18 protein-coding genes are annotated in these 25107 nt (G+C 70.4%); 8 read left to right on the forward strand and 10 right to left on the reverse strand.

Translation table 11 applies throughout. The annotated features are described in order from the left end of the window. Nucleotides 1-58: 58 nt before the first annotated feature. Nucleotides 59-928, reverse strand: a complete 870-nt coding sequence (locus K8625_RS38070; protein WP_223785465.1) for an oxygenase MpaB family protein — start codon at nucleotides 926-928, stop codon at nucleotides 59-61. Between the two features lie 59 nt (nucleotides 929-987). Further along, on the reverse strand, nucleotides 988-1209 hold the full coding sequence (locus K8625_RS38075) for a hypothetical protein (protein ID WP_223750236.1): 222 nt from the start codon (nucleotides 1207-1209) through the stop codon (nucleotides 988-990). Nucleotides 1210-1472: 263 nt separating this feature from the next. On the opposite strand from K8625_RS38075, the gene K8625_RS38080 reads away from it, so the two are divergent. After that, nucleotides 1473-1739 carry a hypothetical protein gene (locus K8625_RS38080; protein ID WP_223750237.1) on the forward strand — a complete coding sequence of 89 codons (267 nt, stop codon included), beginning with the start codon at nucleotides 1473-1475 and terminating at the stop codon, nucleotides 1737-1739. A gap of 136 nt (nucleotides 1740-1875) precedes the next feature. Here the strand turns inward: K8625_RS38080 and K8625_RS38085 are convergent, their stop codons facing one another. After that, complete coding sequence (locus tag K8625_RS38085) at nucleotides 1876-3084, reverse strand: RICIN domain-containing protein (RefSeq protein ID WP_223785466.1); 1209 nt, start codon at nucleotides 3082-3084, stop codon at nucleotides 1876-1878. Between the two features lie 586 nt (nucleotides 3085-3670). Between K8625_RS38085 and K8625_RS38090 the strand changes: the two genes are divergently transcribed. After that, a complete protein-coding gene (locus tag K8625_RS38090; RefSeq protein WP_223785467.1) occupies nucleotides 3671-7705 on the forward strand; it encodes a PPC domain-containing protein in 4035 nt (1344 codons plus the stop codon). A 96-nt stretch (nucleotides 7706-7801) separates the two neighbouring features. Here K8625_RS38090 and K8625_RS38095 read toward each other — a convergent pair whose 3' ends face one another. Then, a complete protein-coding gene (locus K8625_RS38095) occupies nucleotides 7802-8491 on the reverse strand; it encodes a TetR/AcrR family transcriptional regulator (protein ID WP_223785468.1) in 690 nt (229 codons plus the stop codon). A gap of 57 nt (nucleotides 8492-8548) precedes the next feature. Beyond that, nucleotides 8549-9961 carry an amidohydrolase family protein gene (locus K8625_RS38100; protein ID WP_223785469.1) on the reverse strand — a complete coding sequence of 471 codons (1413 nt, stop codon included), beginning with the start codon at nucleotides 9959-9961 and terminating at the stop codon, nucleotides 8549-8551. 208 nt (nucleotides 9962-10169) lie between these two features. Between K8625_RS38100 and K8625_RS38105 the strand changes: the two genes are divergently transcribed. From K8625_RS38105 to K8625_RS38115, 3 genes are all read left to right on the forward strand, one after another. Then, nucleotides 10170-11816, forward strand: coding sequence for a serine hydrolase (locus K8625_RS38105; protein WP_223785470.1), 1647 nt, complete (start codon nucleotides 10170-10172; stop codon nucleotides 11814-11816). 199 nt (nucleotides 11817-12015) lie between these two features. Then, the gene (locus tag K8625_RS38110; RefSeq protein ID WP_223785471.1) at nucleotides 12016-12357 is read left to right on the forward strand and encodes a PadR family transcriptional regulator; all 342 of its coding nucleotides are present in this window, start codon (nucleotides 12016-12018) and stop codon (nucleotides 12355-12357) included. A 17-nt stretch (nucleotides 12358-12374) separates the two neighbouring features. Beyond that, nucleotides 12375-15080, forward strand: coding sequence for an ABC transporter permease (locus tag K8625_RS38115; protein ID WP_223785472.1), 2706 nt, complete (start codon nucleotides 12375-12377; stop codon nucleotides 15078-15080). Nucleotides 15081-15087: 7 nt separating this feature from the next. Here K8625_RS38115 and K8625_RS38120 read toward each other — a convergent pair whose 3' ends face one another. Beyond that, nucleotides 15088-15954 carry a hypothetical protein gene (locus tag K8625_RS38120; protein ID WP_223785473.1) on the reverse strand — a complete coding sequence of 289 codons (867 nt, stop codon included), beginning with the start codon at nucleotides 15952-15954 and terminating at the stop codon, nucleotides 15088-15090. Between the two features lie 105 nt (nucleotides 15955-16059). Further along, the gene (locus tag K8625_RS38125; RefSeq protein ID WP_223785474.1) at nucleotides 16060-16830 is read right to left on the reverse strand and encodes an SDR family NAD(P)-dependent oxidoreductase; all 771 of its coding nucleotides are present in this window, start codon (nucleotides 16828-16830) and stop codon (nucleotides 16060-16062) included. A gap of 124 nt (nucleotides 16831-16954) precedes the next feature. On the opposite strand from K8625_RS38125, the gene K8625_RS38130 reads away from it, so the two are divergent. Next, complete coding sequence (locus tag K8625_RS38130; protein ID WP_223750247.1) at nucleotides 16955-17386, forward strand: helix-turn-helix domain-containing protein; 432 nt, start codon at nucleotides 16955-16957, stop codon at nucleotides 17384-17386. Here K8625_RS38130 and K8625_RS38135 read toward each other — a convergent pair. Then, nucleotides 17364-19190, reverse strand: a complete 1827-nt coding sequence (locus K8625_RS38135) for an aspartyl protease family protein (RefSeq protein WP_223785475.1) — start codon at nucleotides 19188-19190, stop codon at nucleotides 17364-17366. The genes K8625_RS38130 and K8625_RS38135 overlap by 23 nt on opposite strands. After that, entirely contained in the window at nucleotides 19187-20017 is an 831-nt protein-coding gene (locus tag K8625_RS38140) for a TrmB family transcriptional regulator (protein WP_223750249.1), read from the reverse strand. The genes K8625_RS38135 and K8625_RS38140 overlap by 4 nt, the downstream gene beginning before the upstream one ends. A 211-nt stretch (nucleotides 20018-20228) precedes the next feature. On the opposite strand from K8625_RS38140, the gene K8625_RS38145 reads away from it, so the two are divergent. Together K8625_RS38145 and K8625_RS38150 are read left to right on the forward strand one after the other, a co-directional pair. Beyond that, nucleotides 20229-21155 (forward strand): DUF808 domain-containing protein, encoded by a 927-nt coding sequence (locus K8625_RS38145; RefSeq protein ID WP_223750250.1) that lies wholly within the window; start codon nucleotides 20229-20231, stop codon nucleotides 21153-21155. 142 nt (nucleotides 21156-21297) lie between these two features. Then, the gene (locus tag K8625_RS38150; RefSeq protein WP_223750251.1) at nucleotides 21298-23547 is read left to right on the forward strand and encodes a S41 family peptidase; all 2250 of its coding nucleotides are present in this window, start codon (nucleotides 21298-21300) and stop codon (nucleotides 23545-23547) included. Nucleotides 23548-23563: 16 nt separating this feature from the next. Here the strand turns inward: K8625_RS38150 and K8625_RS38155 are convergent, their stop codons facing one another. Then, complete coding sequence (locus K8625_RS38155; protein WP_223750252.1) at nucleotides 23564-24556, reverse strand: hypothetical protein; 993 nt, start codon at nucleotides 24554-24556, stop codon at nucleotides 23564-23566. Between the last annotated feature and the right edge of the window lie 551 nt (nucleotides 24557-25107).

Below are 25107 nucleotides of genomic sequence, written 5' to 3' on the forward strand. Positions count from 1 at the left end.
TGGAGTTGCACCGAAGCCTCCGTACCCGCCGGACTCCCGGCGCTGACGGCCGACGACGTCAGAACAGCGGGCGCCCCTCGGCCAGCCGCCGGCGCACGTCCCGCAGCTGACGGCGCAGCGGCGCCTCGCGTACTGCGGCGGGGGCCAGACGCATGAAACCCGCCAGCCGTCGGTTGAACTTCTTGAATGCCCGGACGTCGGCCTCCGTCCACGGTAGCTGCATCAGCGTGCGGAACTCCGGCCCCAGGTAGCCCGCGACCAGTCGCTGCCGAAGCCGCAGGACGGGCGCGGGGATGCGGCGGCCGAGGTACTCGAGTCGCACGATCCGGCAGAGGTAGTCGCGCGTGCGCTCGTCCATCGTGAGCCCCGAGATCTCCGCCTGCCAGTACGCCTCGAAGTCGTCGCGGGTCGGCGGCCACGATTCGGGCGGCATCTGCAGGGTCGTGCCGAACACGCTCCCCTGCTGGTAGAACCGCTCCCGGAACTCGCCCTGAAGCGGGCCGTGCACGCGCTGGTACGCGTCCTCCGCGCCGACGTACAGGCACGCCGTCACCCAGCGCTGGTGCGCGGGGTCGAACGCGTTGTAGCCGACTGGATGCCCGGGCTCGGAGCGGACGCGCGCGTGGGAGACGTTCGTCGCCCGGCGTATCGCGGCGCGCTCCTCCGCTCCGCCGAGCATCGTCACCGCGATGTACGCCAGCGTGGTGCGGGCCCGTCGCTTCGGGTTCTTGAAGAGGTTGCCCTCTTCGACCTTGCTCTCCATGACGCCGTAGGCGACGGCCGGCCGGGAGAGCTGCATGATCACGTTCGCCGTGCCGGCGGCGAGGATGAACCAGTTGGCCGCTTGTCGAAGTGCGTCGTTCTCCATGGCGTCCAGTTGCTGCCGTAGCTGCGTCTTCGTGGTCGAGCCTTCGGCCTCATCGCTCATGGTCATGAACGCACCTGGGTTCAGGGGGGAACCGCGATTCACAAGTCACGGCGCACGGGTCAGTCGCTGTTCGGCTCCACGAGCGTAGCCACGAACCGCGCGGTGCGCTTATTGGCAATTGGATGCAGTTCGGTCGCGCTCAGCCGGGTCATGGTCGCGAAGGCCGACGTGTCCGCCCAAGCTTGGCGGATCAGCCCCGCGAACTCGGTCGACGGCACGCGCAACCGGATGCCGTACACGAGCGCGAACTCTTCGATGACCGAGCCGACGCGATCCACCATGCCGCCTGCCACGCCAGAGAGGCCTCGGTCAGCCACAGGTCGCCCAATGAGAACGGCCTCGCGCGGAGCGTGCGCGACACGCAGATGCGGTGGACGACGGAGTCGGTGGCCCGCGCGGAGTTCGAGAAGGTTGTTCGCGACATGCCCGGTGTCCTCGTGGGTGAGGCGGCTGCATTTCGGCGACCAGTCGTTTGCCGAGCAGTATCCTCGAACCACACGGCGCCGGCTCGCGCCTACCCCTACTCATTCCATCGGAGACATTCGTGGGAATTCACTTCAAGAAAGTCGAAGGCAGCTCGGTCATCGTCCATATCGATGAAGGGTCGCACCCCACGATGGCCAGGGCCGTGAAGGTCGTCTCCGACAGGCTCGGTATCCCCGAAGTAGAGCTGACGGCCTCAACCGCATTCGGCGCCGCCAACTTCGCCGTCACCCTGCGTCCCGGCGCCGACCATCCGACCATCTATGTATTCGAACTTGAACTTGAAGGTCTGAAGAGTGAACTCGAAAGCAAGAACGAGGGCACGTAGACCATTCTGGTGGCTGGCCGACTTCGCGTACCGGCAGCAGCTTCCCATCTCGTTCCAGTGATGTTGGCGCAGTCGCACCCGTGGGGTGAGGCCGTCGATTCTCCGGCCCCACTCCACGAGCGTTGGGACTTGCCTCTCAGCAGCCCAGGTTGCCTCCAGGACTCACGCCGAGCAGGTTGGCGATGTCCTGATACTTCTGGATGCGGCTCTGCACCTGCCCCGGGTTTCCACCGTTGCACTCCAACGTGCCATTGATGGTGCGGATGGTCTCACCGAAGCCGGCCCCGTTCACCATGGCGCTGTGCGCAGTCATGCTTCCGGCACCCGTCTGGGTGGTCCAGAACCAGAAGGCGGAGCGCCACGAGGCGTTCGCGTCCTGGGCCAGCAGGTCGGGGTTCGTGTGCAGGGGCAGGTTCAGCGCCGCTCCGGCGGCGCAGTAGTTGCCGTTCCAGGACAACTGGATGGGCCCACGGCCGTAGTACTGCTTGCCCGCGACGCAGTTGCACCCCGGCGGGCCCCAGGTCCCACAGTAGGGGCCACGGGCGATCTCCTCGATGTAGACATAGTTCCCGGTCTCGTGCGCCGTGTTGGCGAAGAAGGCCGCCACCTCGCGCTTGCGCGTCTCCAGCGAGCCTGTATTGGCGAAGGCCGGGAAGGTGCTCGCGGCGGCGATGAGGCTGCTGTAGGTGTAGAAGGGGTTCCGGTTCGGGAACATGGCGTTGAACGTGGACTCGCTCAGGATGGCCGCCAGCCCCGTGCCGCCGCCTCCATCGACACGGTCGAACGTCCAGCGCTGGTTCGTTCGCTGCTCGTAGGGGTACTGCACCAGCTCCGTGCCGTTGGCCGTATTGCCCCAGTACACGTCGATGGCCATGTCCGTGTGGCGGGCGCGGATGCTGAACTCACTGCCCACCTCCTTCACGAAGCGGAACTGCTGGTTCGTTCCACCTCCGTAGCTCCACTGGTGGACGAGCGCGTTCGCCGCGACGCTGGCCTCCTTGATGTCGAGCGCCTTGTTGCTGTTCACGTTGATGATGCTGAAGTAGCCGCCGGACGTCGGCGTGACGACGAAGCGCTGTGCATTGGTTCCATTGCAATCCCATTGCTGCACCTTGGCGCCGTCCGCCGTGCTCGACGAGGCGACGTCGATGCACTTGTTGGTCATCACCGAGCGGATGACGTAGGTACCCGCGGTGATGGTGTCGACGATGGCGGCGCTCTCCACCTGGCCCACCGGGTCGAGGTCCGCGGACGCTGGCTCGGCGCGCTCACAGCCTCCCAGAACGCTCAGGCCCCCACAGATTCCCAGCAACGCCAGACTGCGTGAAGCAAGATGGCCAGACATGATGGTGCTCCTTGTGGTCGACGGTTTCTCGGGCGCTCCACGCCAAGGGAGAGCGGAGGCGCTGGCTCCGGATGGCCGGGCCGCCAACATCATGCATAGAGCAGTAAAACATGATTAAGCTAATTAAGCCGATGGGCGGGGAGCGTTGACCAGCAGACGCGCTGTGGCGGCGCAGGTCGACTGATGAGCAATGCAAATGTCCTGGGGTCGCAAGCCACTTCGTGAGCGTTCACCGCTTCCTGCTGCAGCCGCGCGATGAGGTCACCGGGCACGAGATGGCTTCCATGCCATGGCGCCCAGTCCGGCCTGTCGATGTCGCCTTCGGCGTCGCGCGCCCGGAAGTCCGGTGGAGATGGAGACCTCGAGAACCCGAGACGTCGAGGAGGTGGCCGTGTCCTCCGAGGGCGGCTTCGAGACCTCGTGGGTCCTCCTTGTCCGAAACGCCCGGTGAAAATTCCGCGCGGCGCGACGCGACAATCCGCGCCCGGGTCCGTTCGAGGGTGACGGAAGCAAGTGTCACCTGATTGCAAATTCCAGCGGCTTCGCGGCCCTCACCGCGAGGCCCTGACTCGATTCGAGGACCCCTGTGAAAAGTCTTCAACGCATCTTCCTGCTCGCGGGAGCGCTGCTCCTGTGGAGCGGCTGCAGTGGTGAGTCACGCGATTCGGACCCGGATTCCACCGACGGCCGCTCGCAGAAGCTGGTGGACGGGGTCCTCACCCCGGGCACCCCCATCCCCTTCATCGCGGCTCCCGCGGGCGGGCAGCGGCTCTACACCCTGGACGTCCCGGCCCACCAGAGCGCGGTGACCTTCGCCACGACGGGAGGACCCGGCAACCTGGACATGAAGGTGGGCTTCGGCGCCGCGCCGACGGCCACCACGGGTGATTGCACGTCCGCGGGAGCCGACAGCGTGGAGCGCTGCACCGTGTCCGGCCGAGATGTCGCCGGGACCTGGTACGTGTTGCTCACCGCCACGAGCTCCTTCTCCAACGTGACGCTCACGGCCACCGTCTCCGCCTACGGCACGGGCACCAGCCCCGTGCGCGCGCTCACCAGCGGCCAGGCCGTGACGGCCGTGTCCGGCGTCGTGGGCGACTGGCTCATGTACTCGCTCCAGGTGCCCGCGGGACAGACGCGGCTGAGCGTGGCGCTCTCGGAAGGCACGGGCAACGCGGACCTCTACCTCCGGCATGGCTCCACGCCCGACCTCGCGACGTTCAACTGCCGCTCCAACACCTCCGGCAACACGGAGTCCTGCGAGGTGTCAGCCCCCCAGGCAGGGACCTGGTACGTCATGCTGCGCGGCTACACGGGCTTCAGCGGCGCGAAGCTCGTGGGCACGGTGGTGCCTCCCGTGACGGCGCTCATCAATGGCCAGCCGGTGACGAACCTCTCGGCGGCCAAGGACGCCATGCTCTTCTTCACGCTGGAGGTGCCCGCGCAGCAAGCCTCCCTGAAGGTCACGCTCTCGGGAGGCACCGGCGACGCGGACCTCTACGTCAAGCGGGGCGGGAACCCCTCGACGACCAGCTATGACTGCCGCTCATGGGCCACCGGCAACACGGAGACGTGCACGGTGACGGCCCCGGTGGCGGGGACGTACCACGTCATGGTGCGGGCCTACGCGGCGTTCAGTGTCGTCACGCTGCTCGCGCAGTCGGTGAGCCTGGAGCTGGCCGTTCCGCTGGTGAACGGTCAGGAGGTGTCCCGCCTCGACAGCGAAGCGGGCGGGCCGTTCCTGTTCCGACTGGACGTCCCGGAGTCCGTCGCCACGCTCTATTTCGAGGTGCCGTCCCTCTTCTTCGGCTCCTTCCTGATGACGGTGAAGTACGGCAGCCCGCCCGAGGGCACCGACTACGACTGCAGCCGGTCGAGCACCGGGAGCCGCTGCACCTTCGAGGAGCCTCGCGCCGGTGCCTGGTATGTCCGGGTGGCTCCGGAGTACCCGTATCGCAAGTTCGAGTACCTCTCGGTCCTGGGCCGCTACAAGGGCGTGGTCAGCAACACGGCGCTCACGAACCTCCAACCGGTGACGGGCGTGGGCGGCCACAGTGATGACCGCCTCTACTACACGCTGGAGGTCCCACCGGGCCAGGCGCGGCTGGCCATCTGGGCGCAGGGTGGGACGGGCTCGGGCTACGTGTCGGCGCGACGTGGCAGCCGGCCCGTGCACGACGGCGGCTATGCCTGCCGGAAGTCCCTGCCGGGCTCGTGTGTCATCGACGCGCCGGCGGCGGGCACGTGGCACTTCTGGGTGGAGCCGGGCGGCTACGGCGACTTCGCGGGCCACACGCTCACGGCCGGCTACACCAGCGTCGTGCCCGTCTCCACCGGAGAGCTGGTGCTCGACCAGCCCTCGGCACCGTTCTCCGGCATGCCGCTGGAGGACCGGCTGTTCACCCTCCAGGTGCCGCCCCACCAGGTGAAGCTCGAGTTCGCCCTGAGCAGCCCCACCCTGGACGTCATGGTGGATGCCCAGCCGGGCAGCCCGCCCCCCGCGACGGGCACCACGGGGTGCTTCATGCTCACGCCCTGTGTCATCGAGCGTCCCGCGGGTGGCACCTGGTACGTGCGCGTCCGCTCGCGCGCGGCCTTCACGGACCGCACGCTCACCGCGAAGGTGACCGCGCCGCTCCCCCTGTTCAACGGCGTCACCGTGAACGGCATCGCCGAGACCTTCCAAGGGACCTACTACCGCTTTGACGTACCGCCTGGGCGCACCGGCCTGACCTTCGTCACGCAGGGCTACAGCCAGGCGGACGCGAGCCTCTACGTCAAGCGCGGCGCCCTGCCGACGAACACGGACTACGACTGCGCCTCCACCCAGTCGTACTCGTCCTACGAGCGGTGTGACTACTTCGACCCCCAGGAGGGCCCCTGGTTCGTGCTCGTGCGCGTCACCAGCATGTGGCCGCCTCCGGGCTCGGGCTCCAACGCCTCCCTCGTGGCGAGGCACTCGGAGACGGGGCCCATCTCCTCCGTCGTCGCGGACACCGCGACGCCCGTGCCGTCCTCGGCGAACGTCTTCCGGACCTACCGCCTGGAGCTCCCCGAGGGCCTGCCCTATCTCCTGGTGGAGATGCTGGGCCGCCAGTACCACGACTCCGTCGGGCCGGAGCTCTGGATCCAGCACGGGGCCTATCCGACCGAGTTCTCCTACAAGTGCAAGGCCTGGCGCTCCTGTGACATCCCCACCCCCGCGGGAGGCGTCTGGTACATCACCCTGTCTGGCAGTACCGCGTTCAACGGCGCCATGCGCATCACCACGACGAACCGGGAGGCGCGCGCGCTGGTCAACGGCATGTGGGAACAGCCCGTCCAGAACGTCCCCGTGTCCACCATGACCGTCTATCGGCTGGAGGTCCCTCCGGGCGCGAGCCACCTGAACTTCAACCTGAAGGGCGAGGGCACGCTCACCAGCGACGCGAACCTCTACGTGCGCTACGGCGCTCCGCCGACCACCTACAGCTACGACTGCGCGTCGAGGAACGCGATGGGCAGCGAGGAGAACTGTGACTTCGTCCAGCCTCGCGCCGGCACGTGGTACGTGGGGCACTGGACGCAGACGGTGACGAACCTGTCGTCCATGGCGCGCCTGTCGGGGACCTACTCGATGACGCAGGCGGAGGGGATTGCCTCGCTGGCGTCCCACGTCGCGCTCACCGGCCTGACGGCGGAGGGCGGCTCGCAGCAGGTGTGGCGGATGGAGGTTCCTCCGGGCCAGGGCCTCTTGTGGTTCGGCACGGGGAACGGCGTGGGCAACCCGACCCTCAAGGTGAAGTTTGGAGGTCGGCCGGTGGGCAGCGTGAGCGTGGACTGCACCGGATCCACCACCACCCACGGACGGGTGTGTGTCATCCCCAACCCGAGCGCGGGGACGTGGTTCGTGTCGCTCACGGGGACGGCGCGGTATCGCGGCCTGTCGCTCACCGGCGGCATGCTCGCCGCGCAGACGGTGACGGCGCTCACCAACGGCGTGCCCCTGCCCAACCTCGTCATCAAGCCGGGCCAGCCCCAGTTCTTCACGCTGGAGGTGCCGGCGGGGGAGACGGAGCTGCTCTTCGAGGTGTCCGGCCAGCAGACGGCGACGACGGGCGACCTGGCGGTCTTCCTCGCGAAGGACGCGCTGCCGACGACGGCGAGCACGCGCTGCGCGGAGCCCACCGCGGGCACCGTGCGGTGTCAGGTGTCGGCGCCCGCTGCGGGCACCTGGTACGCGCTGGTGAGGTCCACCTCGGCGACCTTCACCTCGGCGCGCGTCGTGGGCTTCCATGCCCAGCAGGTGGACGCCGTGTCGCTGGTGCGCAGCGGCACCTATACGAAGGGGCTCACCGCCTCGTCCGCGCTCGCGAGGACCTTCAAGGTCATGGTTCCCCCGGGCATGGACCACCTCGCGGTGGAGGCGGCGGGCATGGACACGGGCTCTCCCTCGGGCGCGATGAAGGTCGCGGCGCGCAAGGACAGCCCGCCGACGGCCACGGAGTACGGCTGCATGTCGTCGGACTTCCGCAGCTACAACTCCTGCTGGGTCTTGGACCCCGAGCCGGGCGTCTGGTACGTCACCATGACTCCCTCCGGTGCCTATCGCGACCTGGCGATGTTCGTGGAAGCGCTGTAGCGCGCTCCGGCGCACGCGGGGGGGGCGCGAGATGCGCGGCGCCCCCCGCCGTTCGTCCGCGCCCTGGACGTCGGCTTCAAACGTTGAGCCGTCCGACTATCGCCCCCGGGGCTTCCTGGCGCGGTGTTGCTCCAGGCGTCGGCCGATTCCCTCCAGCATGAAGTCGAGGCTGTTCTGGAACTCGGCCTCGACATCGAGGGTCCGCATGCGCGTCAGCGTCTGCGCCACACCCGGGTAGTCCTTGGCTGGGAGCGCGAGGGCGGCGGCGTGGAAGCGCTGGAGGGGAGGGGGCGCATCCTCCTGCCTCGCGGCCCACTGCTCCTGGCGACGGATGGTGCCCGCGAGCCAGGAGAAGAACGTGTTGTGCAGGTCCCCCGCCTCGTGCCACGGCACGCCCGCCTCGTGCAGCTTCGTGACGGTTCTGTCCAGGACGACCAGCGCCCCGTGCACGGCGGGCCCTTCCTCCAGGAGGAAGTCCATCACCCCGCGATGCTCCAGCCCCAGCGCGCGCACCCGCGTCGCCACTTCACGCAGCCAGTCCAGCGGCGCGAGGCTGGCGTCGGGGAGCACGAGCTGCTCGAAGATGTGCTCCACCACGTGGGCCACCAGCGCGTCGCGGTCTCCGACGTGGTGGTAGAAGGCCATGGGCGTCGCGCCGAGCCTGTCCGCCAGCGCGCGCATCGAGAGGTTTCGCAGCCCGTTCTCCCGCACGAGCTTCGCGGCCGTCTCGATGACGAGCGGACCGGACAGCCGGGGAGGCCGCCCTCTCGGTTTGGGGGTCTTCACTCCCGCGAACGTAGTCGGCTTCCAGGGACGCGCAACCGGCTTCTGGGCCTCGTGTCGTCAGCGCGTGACAGTCGTCCCAGGTGCACGCCCCGCGCCCAGGTCCCAGTGCTCCTCCAGCCGCGCGTGTTCGGCGACGAGCGCCGACATCCCGCCGACCCGCTCGAGCACCGCGTCGCGGGCCCGCAGCACCTGTCGTCGGACACCGGACACCTCCGTCCCCAGGAGGACGCCTCGGTGCTTCACGAGCTTTCCGCGCACCATCACCGACTCGACATTTCCCGCATGCGCCTGCATCACGATGGCGTCTCGCGGTGCGCCCAGCGGGCTCAGGTTCAGCGAGTCCGCCGAGAGCACGACCAGGTCCGCCTGCTTCCCGGGGCGCAGTGAGCCCGTGACGGCCCCCAGGCCGATGGCGTCCGCCGCGTCCTGCGTCACCATGCGGAGCAGCTGGCGGGCCTTCAGGTCCAGGCGTCGAGGCAGTCCCGCGAGCGCGTTCGCGCGTCCCCGCTCCGACTGGAGCGCGAGCCGCATCGCCGTGAACAGCTCACCCCCGTTGCTCGCCACGACGTCACAGCCCAGCGTGGTCCTCACCCCCGCGCGCAGGGCGCGCCCGACGATGGGGAACCCCATGCCCATCTGAAGCTCCGACTCCGGCGTCGCGCTGATGGAGCCGCCGCTGTTTGCGATGCGCGCCAGGTCCTCGTCCCCGCTGAACGTGCAGTGCACGAAGAGGAGGTCCGGACCGAGCAGCCCTTCACGCGCCAGCTGTTCGACCTCGCTCGGCCCGGTGACGGGCCACGCCGAGCAATGCAGGCTGATGGGGACCCCCAGCGCGCGCGCCGTGTGCACCTCCGCGCGGCTCTGCTCCCAGGGCACCTGCATCTCGGTGAGCGCGATGCCCAGGCGCACGCGACTGGAGTCCGAGGACAGGGGGCCCGCTCGCAGTCGGCGCGCGTCCGCGAAGCGATGTTCGGGGGAGGGGAAGGCCGGGCTTGGCGTGGGGCCCGGCGCGAAGCCGTAGGCGAAGAGGGCCTGGATGCCGGAGTCCTGGAGCCCCTGGAGCGCCGCGTCCGCGTGCTCCGGCGAGCTGATGCAGTGCGAGTAGTCGACCAGCGTGGTGATGCCCGCGTCGAGCGCCTCGAGCGCCCCCGCGAGCGTCCCCGCATGGAGGTCCTCGGGGCGGAACACCGGGGAGAGCTTCACGCGGACCGCGGCGAGGTAGTCCATCACCGTCCAGTCCGCGCCCAGCCCACGCAGCGGTGTCTGCCAGGTGTGTCGATGCGTGTCGATGAGTCCCGGCATCACCAGCTTCCCGGTGAGCGGCAGCACCCGACATCCCTCCGTGCTCAAGCCGCGCCCCATCGCCACGATGAGGCCGTCCTCGATGAGCAGGTCACCGCACGGGAGGTCTTCGTGCTCGGGGTCTCCCGTCACCACCGTCGCCCCCTGGAGAAGCCAGCGCTCCGCCATGCGTCTCTCTCCCGGGCCACGTCGTCGGCCCCATGACTCGTTTCCAGGATGATTTGTATATACCGTATATAAAGTCAACGTGTGGCCCTGCTCCGAGGGTGCGCGCCGCGCAACTGGACTTCGGGACGTTGCGCGGGTGCCTGCTGCCTCCCACCCTCCGCGCGCCGGTTCGTCGAAACCTCTTCGACGTCAGACCGAGGAGGCCGACATGGCGCAGGACGATGTGAACGGCTCGACATCCGTGTTGCCGCGCAGGGCGGTGTTGCAGGGGCTTGGCGCCGCGGGTGTCGGGGTGGCCGTGACGGGAGGCCCCTCGACGGCCCAGGCCGCCGTGCCCGCGCAGGTCTCTCGTGGGCCCACGGCCGCGCCGGTGCCGGCCTGCGGCGAAATCACCGCGGAGGGCGTGACGCGCGCGCTGGCGGTGCTCGAGGACATCATCAAGAAGGACAAGGCGGCCACCACCGTCCCGGGCATCGCGGTCGCCGTGGTGTACGACGGCGTCGTCCGCTACCTGAAGGGAATCGGGGAGAAGCAGGCGGGAGTCGTGGGTGACGTCGACCCGGACACCGTCTTCCAGCTGGCCTCCGTCTCCAAGCCCCTGAGCTCCACGGTGATTGCCGCCGCCCTGACGCGGCAGCTGTCCAAGGGGCAGGGCTGGAACGACACGCTCCAGTCGCTGCGCCCCGGCTTCACCCTCGCGGACCCGTGGGTGGGCCAGCACGTCACCGTCGCCGACATGTTCTCGCATCGCAGCGGCCTGCCGGACCATGCGGGAGATCTGCTCGAGGACCTCGGCTACACCGGCGAGCAGATCATCTCGAGGCTCGCGCTGTATCCCCTGTCACGCTTCCGCGACACGTATGCCTATACCAACTACGGGCTCACGGCCGGCGCGGTGGCGTTCGCCGCGTCCACGGGGCGCTCGTGGGGAGACCTGGCGCGCGAGGTGCTCTTCGCTCCCTTGGGGATGACCAGCGCGAACTATTCCTTCGCGGAGCTGCAGGCGAGCAAGAACCGCGCGGCGCTGCACACGCTGGTGAACGGTCGGTGGACGCCGGACCTGGGCGCGAACAATGACGGCCAGGCGCCCGCGGGGGGCGCCAACGCGTCCGTGCGAGACCTGGCCCGGTGGCTGACGATGCTGCTCGCGGGCGGCGTCGTCCCGGGCCTCCAGGGGCCGTTGGTGGACACCGCGGGGCTGCAAGCCATCTGGCGTCCGCAGAGCGTCACGCATGGGCCCGAGGAGCTCGGAGGCCGCAGCGGCTTCTACGGCCTGGGCTGGAACGTCGACTACGAGAACACCGGTGAGCTGCGGCTGAGCCACTCGGGGGCCTTCGGGCGTGGCGCCGCGACGAGCATCCTCCTGTATCCGTCGAAGAGGCTGGGCATCGCGGTGCTGACGAACACGGACCCTCGGGGACTGCCGGAGGCCATCGCCGCCGAGTTCGTGGACATCGTCCGCTACAACGCCTCGACGCGGAACTGGCTCGCCTACCTGGGGCCCATCGTGTCCGAGCCCGTCACCGAGGACCAGACGAAGTACTCGCGGCCCGCGGTGAATCCGACGCCGCCGCGAAACCTGGGCGCCTACGTCGGCACGTATCCGAACCGCGTCTACGGCGACCTCACCGTGTCGCTCCAGCAGGGCATGCTGTCCTTCACGGTGGGGCCCGCGGGCAAGCGCTTCCCGCTCATGCACTACAGCGGCGACGAGTTCTTCTTCCAGACCACGGGCGAGAACGCCTCCGGGTTCTCCGGCGCCATCTTCACCTTCGCGCGCAACCGGGCCGCCTCGCTGACCATCAACGCGTGGAATCGCGACAAGCTGGGCGTGTTCACCCGCCGGCAGGCATGACGCGGAGGGCAGGCGGGCGGGCCCGTTGGCTGCACGCCGGTGCCCGTTGGCTGCACCCGCTCGGAGGCGGCCGGGTTCGGGCGTAGACTCCGACGCCGCGTGGCGCATGCGCAGCTCGACGCCCTGCGCGCCGACACCCGCTCCCCTTGACGTTCTAGGGGAGCGGCGTTATCTACCCCTAGACATTCTAGGGGACACGATGCAGACCGAGCTGCTGCAGGGCACGTTGGACATGCTCATCCTCAAGACGCTGACCGGCGGGCCCATGCATGGCTACGCGGTGGCGAGCTGGCTCCAGCGCACGACGGATGACGCGCTGCGGGTGGAGGAGGGCTCGCTGTACCCGGCGTTGCACCGCATGACGAAGCGGGGCTGGGTGAAGGCGGACTGGGGTGTGTCCGAGAACAACCGCCGCGCGAAGTTCTACACGCTGACGGCGGAGGGCCGCAGGCAGCTCGCGCAGGAGGCCTCCTCCTGGGAGCGGATGACCGAGGCCGTGTCGAAGGTGCTCCAGGCCCGGCCCGTGATGCAGGGCGCCTGAGGAAAGGACCGCGTCCCATGCGCTGGATGAAAGACCGCTATCACGCGCTGCGCGCGCTCGTGCGTCGCGGGCAGTTGGAGGACGACGTGGCGGAGGAGCTGGAGTTCCACCTCGCCATGCGCACCGAGGAGTACGTGGCCCGGGGAATGACCCCCGAGGCGGCGCGCGCGGAGGCGCTCGCGCGCTTCGGTGATGTGAAGGCCTATCGGGAGGAGACCCACGTGATTGACGAGCGCATGGCACGCGAGGAGCGCCGCACGGAGCTCTGGGACATGGTGGCGCGCGAGACGCGCCAGGCGCTGCGCTCGCTGGCGCGCAGCCCGTCCTTCGCGGTGATGGCGGTGCTCACCCTCGCGCTCGGGTTGGGGGCGACGACGGCGCTGTTCTCCGTGGTGGACGCGGTGGTGCTGCGCCCGCTGCCGTACGCGGACCCGGAGCGGCTGGTCTGGCTGGACAGCCCGGTGCCGAGGCTCGCGCCGGAGGCCCGGTGGGACCTGTCCGTGGCCGGCTACCACCACTTCCAGAAGGAGGCCCGCGGCTTCGCGTCCCTGGGGGCGCTCGACACGTCCAACGGCAGCCTCGCCGCCGAGGAGGGCGCGCTGCGCGTGGACGTGGCGCTGGTGTCGGCCAGCCTGATGGACGTGCTGCGCGCGCGGCCCGCGCTCGGCCGCATCATCACCCCGGAGGTGGATGCGCCCGGCGCGCCTCGCACCGTGGTGCTCGGCTACGACTTCTGGGTGCGGCAGTACGGCGCGGACCCGAAGGTGCTGGGCACGTCGATACGGCTGGATGACGAGCCCACGGAGGTCATCGGCGTCATGGCGCCGGGCCTCCACCTGCCGGACGACACCGTGGACCTGTGGCGGCCGCTGCAGCTGGACCCGACGAGCCCGCCGGAGAACTCGCACTGGGTCCGGGCCGCGGGCCGGCTGAAGGACGGTGTCACGCTGGAGCAGGCTCGGGCCGAGCTCGCCACGCTGACCACGCGCCTGCCGGAGCTCTTCCCGCTCGCGTACACCGAGAGCTTCATGCGGGACACGGGCTTCACCACCCGGGTGTCGCCCCTGGCCCGGCACGTGGTCGGGGACGCGGACCGCGTGTTGTGGATCCTCCTGGGCTCGGTGGCGCTGGTGCTGCTCATCGCGTGCGCCAATGTCGCCAACCTCTTCCTCGTGCGCTCGGAGGCGCGCTCCCGGGAGCTGGCGGTGCGCACCGCGCTGGGCGCCGGCCGGCGGGACCTGGCCTGGCATGCGCTCACGGAGAGCCTGCTGTTGTGTGGCGTCGCCGCCGGGCTGGGGCTCGTGCTCGCGCACGGGGCGCTGAGCCTGCTGGTCTCGATGGAGCCCTCGGGGCTTCCGCGTCTGCGGGAGATTGGCCTGGACTGGCGCGGCGGGGTGTTCGCCGGAGGGCTGGCGCTGCTGGCGGGCGTCGTCTTCGGGCTCTTCCCGCTGCTCGGGGGGGACAAGGCGCTGGCGCGGCTGCGCGAGTCGGGCCGGGGGCTGACGTCCTCGCGCCGCAGCCAGGCCGTGCGCGGAGGGATGGTGGTGGGGCAGGTGGGGCTGGCGGTGGTGCTGCTGGCCGCCGCGGGGTTGATGCTGCGCAGCTACTGGACGCTGCACCGGGTGGACCCGGGGCTGGACTCGCGCGACGTGCTCACGTTCGACATCGTGCTGCCTCGCACGCGCTACACGGGCTACGACGAGGTGAACCGCTTCTACGGTGAGCTGCTGTCGCGCATCGAGGCGCTGCCCGGGGTGAAGAGCGCCAGCCTGTCCACGCACCTGCCGCTGGGCCGCTTCGGAGGCTGCGCCGCCCTGGCCGTCGAGGGGATGTCCCAGGAGCCCTCCAAGATGCCCTGCGTCACCACGCCCGGCGTGGCGCCCGGGTACTTCAAGGCCCTGGGCATCCCGCTGGTGCAGGGGCGTGAGCTGACGTGGGATGACCTGGAGCAGAAGTCGGATGGGGTGGTGGTGACGCAGGCGCTCGCCGAGCGGCTCTGGCCGGGGCAGGACCCGCTGGGCAAGGGCATCCGGGGCAACGGCTTCGGTCCGCCGTTCTACAAGGTCGTCGGCGTGACGGGGCCGCTGCGGGCCCACGGGTTGGACCAGGCGCCGTCGGAGGCGGTGTTCTTCCCGCTCGCGCCAGCCGCGGACCTGCCGCTGTGGGGGCCGCGCCGCTCGCCCGCCGTGGTGGTGCGCACGGCCACCTCCCGCCCGGAGTCGCTGACGCCCGAAATCCGGCGCATCCTGGCGCAGATGGACGGCACGGTGCCGCTGGCCAACGCGCAGACGATGGACCGCGTGCTGGCGAAGTCGCCGTCGGTGGCGCGGGCGTCCTTCACCCTGTTCCTGCTCGGCATCGCCGGGGGGATGGCGCTGCTCTTGAGCGCGGTGGGGCTCTACGGCGTCATCGCCTTCATCGTGGGCCAGCGGCGGGGGGAGATGGGCATCCGGCTGGCATTGGGAGCCCGCGCGGCGCAGGTGGCGGGCATGGTGGTGCTCCAGTCGCTGCGCTTCACGGGGCTGGGCATCGTGCTCGGGCTCTTGGGGGCGCTGTTGATGGGGCAGGTGCTGGGGGCGCTGCTCTTCGAGGTGAGCGCCACGGACCCGCTGGTGCTGGCGGCGGTGTGCGCGCTGCTCGCCGCCCTGGCGGTGGTGGCGAGCTTCGGGCCCGCGCGCCGTGCCGCGCGCGTGGACCCGGCCGAGGTGCTGCGCTCGGAGTAGCCTCCCGCTACTTCACTTCGATGAAGGCCACGGGTGCGCCCCCGTTGGACCAGGACAGCGCCTGGTCGCAGGTGAAGGCCCACTGGGCCGCGGCCCAGACGGGATAGAGGCCCGGCTGGGTGGGCGCGGTGAGCGAGAAGGTGCTGTTCGTGGCGCTCGTCGTGCCCATGCCATTGTAGATGCACGTCTTGGAGCCCTGGTCGATTCCGAAGACCAGCTGGGCCCAGCAGCCGGGGCAGCCGCCCGACCCCGGGTCGAGCTTGTAGTCGGTGGTGATGTCGACGCGAGCCCCCGGGAAGACGTTGATCTTGTGCGAGCTGTTCCCGTTCAGCCGGAGGTTGTTGACCCTGCCCCAGCTCCACTCCCACGGGTCGGCGTAGACGCCGATGAGCCCGAAGGCCGGTCCGCTCACCGCCGCCCCGAGCGCCGCGGCGCAGTCCGGCGCGCGCGTGTGATTGCCGTGCACCTTGTGGATGCCCGGGGTCGTGGGCGCGATGAGCTCCACGTCAGCGTGGCTCTGCACGGGACCGACGCCATCGAAGGCGCACGCGCCGGTGCCATCCTGCACCCCGAACACGAGCTGGTTGTTGCACCCGATGCACGGGTCCGCCCCCACGAAGTAGTCCGTGGACAGGGAGAAGGGCTTGCCCGGCGCCACCGCCACGGTGCGATGCCCCGACCCCAGGGACACGTCCGTCACGTTCGCGAACGGGGGCCAGTCGAAGGAGGTGGTGGGGGGGATGACCACGGCGCTCGCCGACTCGCCCAGCGTGGCCTCCGACTCCAGTCCAGGCGGCGGTGCCGCCTCGCAGCCCACGAGCCCCAACCCCACCACGAGACTCCAGCTCCACAGCCTCGACGCGTTCAAGGACATACGTCCTCCGGGATGTGGTGCTTCGTCGACGGGGCCTGTTCCCCGTGCGCGAGCACCACACCTGGACGACGCGGGCCTGGGTTGTTTGTTATTTCGCGCGCGCCGTCAGAGCCGATAGCCGCCGGTGACCTCGATGCGCTGGCCGGTGACCCAGCCCGTCTCCGGCGCGAGCAGCATGGCGATGACACCCGCGACGTCCTCGGGCTGTCCCAGGCGCCCCATGGGCGTCTGTTCGATGACGGTCTTCTGGAGGGCGGGGTCCTTCATGACGCCGCCGCCGAAGTCGGTGACGATGCCTCCGGGCGCGACGGCATTCACCGCGATGCGCCGCGCGCCCAGCTCGACGGCGAGCGACCGGGTGAGCACCTCGAGGGCGCCCTTGGCCGCCGAGTAGACCGAGAGCCCCGGGAGGGCGTAGCGGGCCAGCCCCGTCGACACGTTGACGATGCGCCCACCGTCGGCGAGCAGGGGCAAGAGCTTCTGCGTCAGGAAGAAGGGGCCCTTGAAGTGCACCGCGAGGAGCTCGTCGAACAGGGCCTCGCTCGTCTCGACGAAGGGCGCGTAGCCGCCGACGCCCGCGTTGTGGACCAGGGACTCGAAGCGCTCGCGGCCCCACGTCTGCTTCAGGGCCTCGCGCACCTGGGACACGAAGGCGTCGAAGGTGTCCGTCCTGCCGACCTCCAGCCGCAGGGCGACGGCCTTGCGCCCCCGGGCCCGGATGGCCTGGACGACCTCGTCCGCCTCCTTGTTCCCCGAGCGGTAGGTGACGATGACGTCGCTGCCTCGCTCGGCGAGCGCCAGCGCGGCGCTCCGGCCCAGGCCCCGGCTGGAGCCGGTGATGAGGGCGATGGGGACCTGCCTGGTGGCTTCGGACATGGGCGTATTCCTCTCTCGTGCCGCGTGATTGCTGGCCTGAGTTGTAAATACGTCCCGTCCCGGGAACTATAGACCTTTTCCCCCTCTACGGACGTCTTCGTTCCCTAGGAACCTGGAGGTAACCATGCCCATCGTGAAGGAGCTCCCGCTGGTGCCCGCGGAGCGCGCGCTGAAGGTGATTGGCGGGCGCTGGAAGATCTTCGTCCTCTACTTCCTCTTCGAGGGACCCAAGCGGCTGTCGGAGCTGCGACGGGTGATTCCGGGCGTGAGCCAGAAGGTGCTGGTGCAGCAGCTGCGCGAGATGGAGCTGCACGGCGTCGTCGCGCGCGAGGTGTTCGCGGAGGTGCCGCCGCGCGTCGTGTACACGGCCACCGCGCTGGGGCTCAGCCTGCGGCCCATCGTGGGCGCGCTGTGTGATTGGGGCAAGCACCACGCCGCCGAGCTGCGCGCCCTCGACGAGCCGGCGCCGACGGGCGCGTCATCGAGGCGACGGGCACCCGCGACGCGAGCGGGTACCGCCGCCCGCCCGGCCGTCAGTAGTAGTCGCGCAGGGTGAGCCTGCGCTGCTCGCCGCCCTTCACCGTGAGGACCACCGTCTGGCCGCTGGCGCGATACCGCCAGCTGGACCGCGCCTGGTTCGACGCGTCGGGGCCGAACGGCTTGCCGTCGATGGCGACAATCTCCTCGCCCACCTTCCAGCCCGCGGCCTCCGCGGGGCTCCCGGGCGCGACCAGCTTCACCTCGAGCCGGCCCTCCGAGGAGGGGAGCACGAGCAGGCCGGACCGGTCCTTGCGGAAGGGCTGACGCAGGGCCCGCGCGTCGGGCACGAGCATCAGCGTGTCCGTCTGGTAGTCGGTGAGCATCCGGAAGCGCGCGAGGACGCCCAGGCCCAGGTTGCCGAGCAGCCGGTCCGAGGTGGAGATGCTGTTGCCGGCGTCGTCGAACACCGTGGGCACGTTTTCCAGCGTGACGCCCGCCAGCTCGATGTGCTTCAGCGTCGCCACGTCGCGCTCCCTCAGGCCGCCCACGGCGCCGGACAACGTCTTGGAGCTGGGCCGTCCCTCCAGCAGCCGGGCCTCCTCCCAGTACGCGGGGAAGAGCGAGAGCGCGCCGCCGTTGCCCACGTCGAACAGCACGGGGATGGCGGGCCGGCCCTCGATTGAGAGCTGCACCGCGCGCTGCCCGCCCGCGGACTCCACCAGCGGCAGCCGCACCGCCTTCGCGGGCGGCTTGAAGTGGGCGCGGTCGTGGAAGGCGACGCGCCGGTTCGGGAAGTCCACGTCCACCACGAGCTGATGGAAGGCCTCCTTGCCCAGGATGACGGGCAGCGGGTGTCCCAGCATCCGCGCGACGGGGGCCAGGTCGATGACCGCCACCGTCAACCCCGTCAGCCTGAGGTTGCCCATCCCGATGTCCACGCCCGACGCGAACTGCGCCTGCGCCTGTCCGCCGCTGCCCACCGCCGCGACCTGGCCCTCCGTCTTCAGCCCCAGCGTGCGGGCGTAGGCCGCGTCCACCACCGTCATCGCCGCGCCGCTGTCGAGCAGCACCTGCGTCGGCTTGCCGTTCACCCTGGCCGGGATGAAGACGCGGTTGTCGTCGAAGAACTCGAACGGGAGGAAGCCCGTGGTGTGGCGGCCGTTCGTGAAGCGCGCCTTGCGCACGTCCTGGGGACGCTCGAACACCGCGGGCGCGATGGGCACGTTGAGCTCCAGCGTCTCCACCACCGTGCGCGAGTCGGAGTCCGGGTTGTCGGTGAGCTCCTCCTCCAGGAAGGGCATGCGCACGCCCTCCACCTGCCGCCAGTCCCCCAGGCGCACGAAGCGCGTGACGTTGTTCTCGCGGATGCGCAGGCCGTGGAGCGCTCCAGTGGCGTCGTCGAGGAACAGGTCATAGAGGTCCTCGTCGCCGAAGGTGACGCGCACCACCTTCCAGGCGCGGCCATCCCGCGTCTCATCGGCGCGGGGCTCGAGCTTCGCGCCGTCGCCCCCTCGCAGCGCGGTCCCCAGCTCCAACGCCAGCTGGTGCCGCGCGTCGCGGGCGTCGGTGGGCGAGGCATCCTCCACCTGACCGCTGGCGTTGAGCTTCCAGCCGCCCTCGGGCGTGAAGGCCATCGAGTGGCGCACCACCCCGAAGTCCTCGTCGTGGCGGACGCGTCCGTCGCGATGGCTCCAGGACTCCATCGTCCCCTGGAGCCCGGAGGTCGAGGTCTTCCCTCGGACATGGAGGCTCTCCAGGCGCGTGAAGGCGTCCCCACCGCGCCACGCGAGGTGACGCGCGATGAGCGTCCGCGTCGCGTCCGCGGGGGCGGTGAGAGGGAGGAGCACGAGGGCCAACAGGAGCGGGAGCAGGGGTCTCATGGGGTGTTTCCGCGCTTGGGGGTGGAGGGCTGGCCCACGAGCTGCCGCAGTCCGGGCGGGCTCGAGCCGACGAGGGAGAAGGCGCGTGACAGCCGGGCGCGCGTGGCCTGGGGCGCGCTCAGGCGCACCTCCGCGGACAGCCCGCTGTGTTGCAGACAGGAGAGGTAGCCGCTGTCGCTCCAGATGGCCTGCTTGACGCCGGCGCCGTCGGGGGTGAGCAGCGCGACCAGGAACTCGCGTGCGTCGACCACGAGCGTGAGCTGCGCGCCCGGCCAGCGCTCGCGCACGAACTCCGCGTTGGAGGACAGCACGCAGTCGAAGGCCACCTTGGGCGTCTCGTCGTAGACGAGCCCCGCGATGGCCACGTCGCGCGCGCTCGCCTCCGTGAGGGCGGGGACGAGCGCGGTGAAGGGGGGAGGGAAGAGGTCGAAGAGCACCTGCTCGGTGGCCGAGGCAATCATCGCCCGCGCGCGCTCCATCACCTGCGCGGTGCTCTTCAGGTGGTAGATGCGGTCGTCCTGCGCGGGGGCGTGCAGCTTGCGCAGCGCGCTCGCCGCCTCGCTCCTGCGCGTCTCGAAGCCCCGCTGCAGCGCGGCGAGCACCTCGTCCGGAGGCACGGGACGAAACGAGCGCGGCTCGCCTTCCTCCACCAGCACCGCCCCCTTGTGCTCCAGCGACGCGAGCGCCTGGTAGATGCTCGGCGGCGCCTTCCCCAGCGCCTGCGCCAGGCGGTAGCCCGTGGCCGGCGCCCCCTTCAGCAGCTCGCAGTACACCCGCGCCTCGACCTCGGTGAACCCGAGCGCCACCAGCCCTTCATCCGCGTTCATGGGGCTGTTATTACTCGAAGATAATAATAGTCAAGCCGATGAAGCGGCCCGGGGTGCTCGCCTGCCTTCCCGGGGGAGGACTTTCGCGTTCCGGGGCGCCTGCTTAGGGAGGTCCGAGGGCCCCGCGCGAAGCCGTGCCCCGGACTCCCCGCTGTGCTAATCCGTCCTGGCGGTACAGCGACGTCCCTCACCTCCCTCGGGAAGACACTTCATGGCCGGCAGCAGTCTGATTGCGCTCATCGACGACATCGCGACCATCCTGGATGACGTCTCCATCCTGACGAAGGTGGCGGCGAAGAAGACGGCAGGCGTGCTCGGAGACGACCTGGCGCTCAACGCCCAGCAGGTGACGGGCGTGAACGCGGACCGCGAGCTGCCGGTGGTGTGGGCGGTGGCGAAGGGCTCGCTGGTCAACAAGGCCATCCTGGTGCCGGCGGCGCTGGCCATCAGCGCGCTGGCGCCGTGGCTGGTGACGCCGCTGCTCATGGTGGGCGGCGCCTACCTGTGCTTCGAGGGCTTCGAGAAGATCGCCCACAAGTTCCTGCACGGCGCGGAGGACGAGGCGCACAAGGCGGAGCTGCGCGAGGCGCTGGCGAACCCGGCCGTGGACCTGGTGGCGCTGGAGAAGGACAAGATCAAGGGCGCGGTGCGCACCGACTTCATCCTCTCCGCCGAAATCATCGCGATCACCCTGGGCACCGTGGCCGCGGCGACCTTCGCCACCCGCGTCTCGGTGCTGGTGGGCATCGCGCTCATCATGACGGTGGGCGTGTACGGGCTGGTGGCCGGCATCGTGAAGCTGGACGACGCGGGGCTCTACCTCAGCCGTCAAGCCAGCGGCTTCCAGCGCGGCCTGGGCGCGGGCATCCTCCGCGCGGCGCCGATGCTGATGAAGTTCCTCTCCGTGGCGGGCACGGCGGCCATGTTCCTGGTGGGCGGCGGCATCCTCGTGCACGGCGTCTCCACCCTGCACCACATGGAAGAGTCGTTCACGGCCTGGGCCTCGTCGGCGCCCGGCGTGGGCAGCATCCTGGGCGGCCTGGCCCCCATGCTGCTCAACGGCGCGGTGGGTCTGGCCGCGGGCGGCGTGCTGGTGCTCCTGCTCACGCTGGGCCAGAAGCTGGTGAAGAAGAAGTAGCGGCGCGCGAAGCCCTCGACGGCGCGCGTCAGGCTCCGCGTCGTCCGAGGGCACGCCGCCCCGGTGGTTGCGTCACCCGTGCGAAGTCGGGTGAGCTGCGCGCAGGTCGCAAGCTCCACCCCGAGGTCGGGAGGATGTCCCGATGACGCGCGCGCTGCTCCAGCGAATCTCCCTGTGGTCCCTGGCCCTCCTGTGTCTCACGGGGGCGGCGCCGCCCGGTGCCACCACCGCCGACACGACCGAGGCCCTGCGCGCGGAGCGTCGGGTTCGGCTGGTGAAGCTGTGGGGCGACGTCCGCTTCCGACACCCCTGGGCCTTCTCGATGCCCGCCGAGTGGGACGCGGCCTTCCTCGCCGCGCTCCCCAAGGTGGAGGCCGCGAGGGACGCGCGCGAATACGCCGCCGCCGTGCAGGGGATGCTCGCGGTGCTCGGTGATCCAGCGACGCTGGTGGAGCCCGAGACGCCCGTCGTCCGGAAGGAGCCCGCGCCGGCCCTGCGTCCGCTCAAGAGCTGGGAGAAGGACGTCCTGGTGCTGGACCTGCGCAACCTCCTGGGGCCGGAGGCGTTCGCGACCTTCCGTGAGCTGAGCACCACGCTCGACGCGGAGGCCGCCCGCGCGCGCGCGGTGGTGCTGGACCTCCGCATGCGCGGGCTCGAGCGCTATGGCGCCTCGTGGGTGGGGTCGCGGCTGCTGCCGCACTTCATCGAAGGCGAGCTGAGCGTGCCGGGGCTTCGCGAAGTGGCCCACGCGGGGCTGCGCGCGCAGGATGGCACGGACGGCACCTACCACACCGAGCTCGTCGCCTCCGCCAGTGAGCTGCTTGTGGGCACCCCGGGACGCAAGCCCGCGCGGCTCGTGTTCCTGGTCGATGAGGACTCCGCGCTCGATGTCGCCATCCTGGCCCTGCGCGCCCAGGGAAAGGCGCTCCTGGTGGCCGAGGGGCCGCTGAGCATCGCGTCCCTGAATCACCAGCTCCCCGTGCCGTTGGGCGAGGGCTTCCAGGCGCTGGTGAGCCTGGATGAGCCGGTGTTGCCGCTCGAGGCGGACGTGAAGCGGCCCGCGCGCGCGACGACGACGGGGCCCGACGAGGGGCTGCGGCAGGCGCTCGCGCTGGCGAACCGGCCTCCCAAGGCGGCGGCGGTGGCACTGTCTTCCAGGCCCGTCCCCGCCTGGCGCCCCGAGCCGGCGTATCCGGACGCGCTCCAGCCCTCGCGGGAGCTGCGGCTGCTCGCGGGGGCCAAGTTCTGGAGCGTGGTTCAATTCTTCTTTCCCTACCACTCGCTGCTGAGCCGTCCCTGGGAGGCGCGGCTGCCCGGGCTGCTCCAGAAGCTGGAGGCCGCGAAGGATGCGCAGGCGTATGCGCTGACGTTGGTCGAGGCGGCCACGTGGCTCGAGGACGGGCACGCCCAGATGCGAGGCCACCCCGAGCTGGAGCGCTTCTATGGCGCCTCGTTGCCCATCTGGCTCACCGACCTCGACGGCAAGGCCGTGGTGCTGGAGGTGTTCGTCCCGGAGGCCGTGCCGGGCCTGGCCGTGGGGGATGTCATCGAGACCTTCAATGGCGAGCCCTTCGAGGCGAGGGTCCGTCGCGTCACGCCCTACGTGGCGGCGTCGACGCCGCAGATGCTGCGGGACTTCCGCCTGCGCCGCGCGGCGTCGGCGCCGGACGGCACCGTGTCCACGCTGGGCGTGCGCGGTCCCCAGGGCCTGCGGGAGGTGAAGGGCACGCATCGGCGCGGGATTCCACCCCAGGCGCAGGTGGGGAGCCCCTGGCGGATGTTGGAGGGCAACATCGGCTTCGTGGACCTGGGGCTGCTGGAGGAGCAGCAGGTCCCCGCGATGTTCGAGGCGCTGAAGGACACGCGCGGCATCGTGTTCGACCTGCGGGACTATCCGCGCGGCACGATGTGGGCGCTCGGGCCGTACCTCGACGTGAAGGGCTCGCGTCCGTATGCCGTGTATGAGCGCCCGCTGGTGCGGGGCCTGCGTTCGAGCCAGCTGAAGTCCAGTGACGCCGTGCCGGCGCGCCCGGGCCCGAAGTACCGGGGCCGCACGGTGACGCTCATCGACGCGCGCGCCATCAGCCAGGCCGAGCACACCGGGCTCCTGCTGGCGGCCACCACGGACACCGTCTTCGTGGGCAGCCCCACCACGGGGACGGACGGAGACGTCACCCGGGCGCTGCTGCCCGGAGGGGTGGTCTTCTACTTCACCGGGCAGGCGGTGCTGCACGGCGACGGGCGGCAGCTCCAGAAGAAGGGACTGGAGCCGCACGTGAAGGTGCGGCCCACGCTCGCGGGGCTGCAGGCGGGCCGCGACGAGCTGCTCGAGCGCGCGCTCCAGGTGCTGCGCGAGGAGCCCGCGCCGAAGGCCGCCACCCGGAGGGAGTGAGGGCGGCGGCGCGTGGCTACTGCTGCAAGTAGCCGGAGGCCTGGATGAAGGCCTTCACCGCGGCGACGTCGCCGTAGTCGAGCTGAATCATCTCCCGGAGGGCCGCGCGCTTGTCGGCGGCCCGCGCGTGGTAGCCCCGGGCAATCTCGTAGCCCACGTAGTAGCCGAGGTCCGACACGCCGAAGGTGTTGGTGGGCGCGTTGTAGAGCCAGTCCGTCAGGGACGCGCCGTCCATCTGCGCGACGAAGTGTTCGCGGATGGCGTCCGCGTGCGCGGGGCCGTAGCGGTACATCTCCAGCGGGGGGCGCTTGCCGGTGACCTGCTCGGCGACGAACTCGGCCACGCCCTCGTAGACGACGCGCGAGGCGAGCACGTCCGCCATGTCTCGCTGCTGCGTGTGCACGTACTCGTGGACGTTGTTCTGGCCGTTGTTGTCGATGGGGCGCGTGGCGAAGAAGGCGCCCAGGCGGGTCTTCATCGGCTCGGGGAACTCGGACACGTCCACCGACTCGTCCGTGAGCGCAATCTCCGCGCCGATGAGCACCTTGTCGCCGAGCGTCGTGCCGCCGGTGCGCATGGCGCCGATGGCGTAGGTGATGGTGGCGGGCCGCAGCTCGGGATACAGCTTCCGCAAGGTGGCCAGGTCCTGCTCCAACGACGCGGCCGCGCTCCGGGCCCGCGCCGTCAGCGGGCGGACGGAGGCCCAGTACCTGGGATAGCGGGTGATGACGTCCGCGTAGGACTGGGCCGTGTAGTCACGCGCCTGCATCAGGGCGTGCAGCCCGGGGCTCCCCGGGTCGATGTAGAGGCGCTGGAGGAGGGCGGCGCGCTCGGCGACATCCGGGGTCGCCACCGCGGCGTCGTGGGCCACCCAGAAGCGCTCGATGTCCTCCGTCACCACGGCGGTGGACGCGGCGACGGTCGGGGATGCGAGGGACGTCTCGGGGGGCTTCAACGTGGGGGCGCACCCCATGAGGAGGGCCGCCAGTACCGCTGTTCTCCACTGCATTCGGTGCTCCAGGAATCCCCCCAAGGTGATGTCCCTATACCCGGGCCGCCCTGTCTCCGCATTCGCGCACCGCGCTGTCGATGCGAATCGTGACGGCTGTGTCGGGAGTTCCGTGGTCTTCTGCCCCGAGAACCTGGAGGCGACACGTTGGCGAGCAAGCGACTGAGGGGCCTGAGTCTGTGTGCGTGGGGGGTCTGCCTCGCCTGTGGTGACTCGACGTCGGAGGACGCCTGTGATGGCCCGCCGCCGGGCGGTGCCTCGGCTATCGAGTGCAGGGCCGGGTGCGGCTACCAGTGTGGACAGCAGTGCGCGGATGTCTGCGCTGCGGGAGGTTGTTGGTCCTGCTCGGCGGGGACGTGGAGGAACCAGCCCATCGACTGCGTCCCCACGTGCCCCTGATGGGCACGGCCGCCACGGACGCTTCACGGAGAGGGAAGCTGAAGCCCAGCGCGAGGAGCACGCCCATCGCGAGCCCCAGCAAGAGGCCCAGGCTCAACCGGGCGAAGCCTCCGCCCGCGCTCAGGGCGCCGCCCAGCGTTCCGCCGACGGTG

The sequence above is a fragment of the Myxococcus sp. AS-1-15 genome, assembly GCF_020037055.1.
GTDB lineage: Bacteria > Myxococcota > Myxococcia > Myxococcales > Myxococcaceae > Myxococcus > Myxococcus fulvus.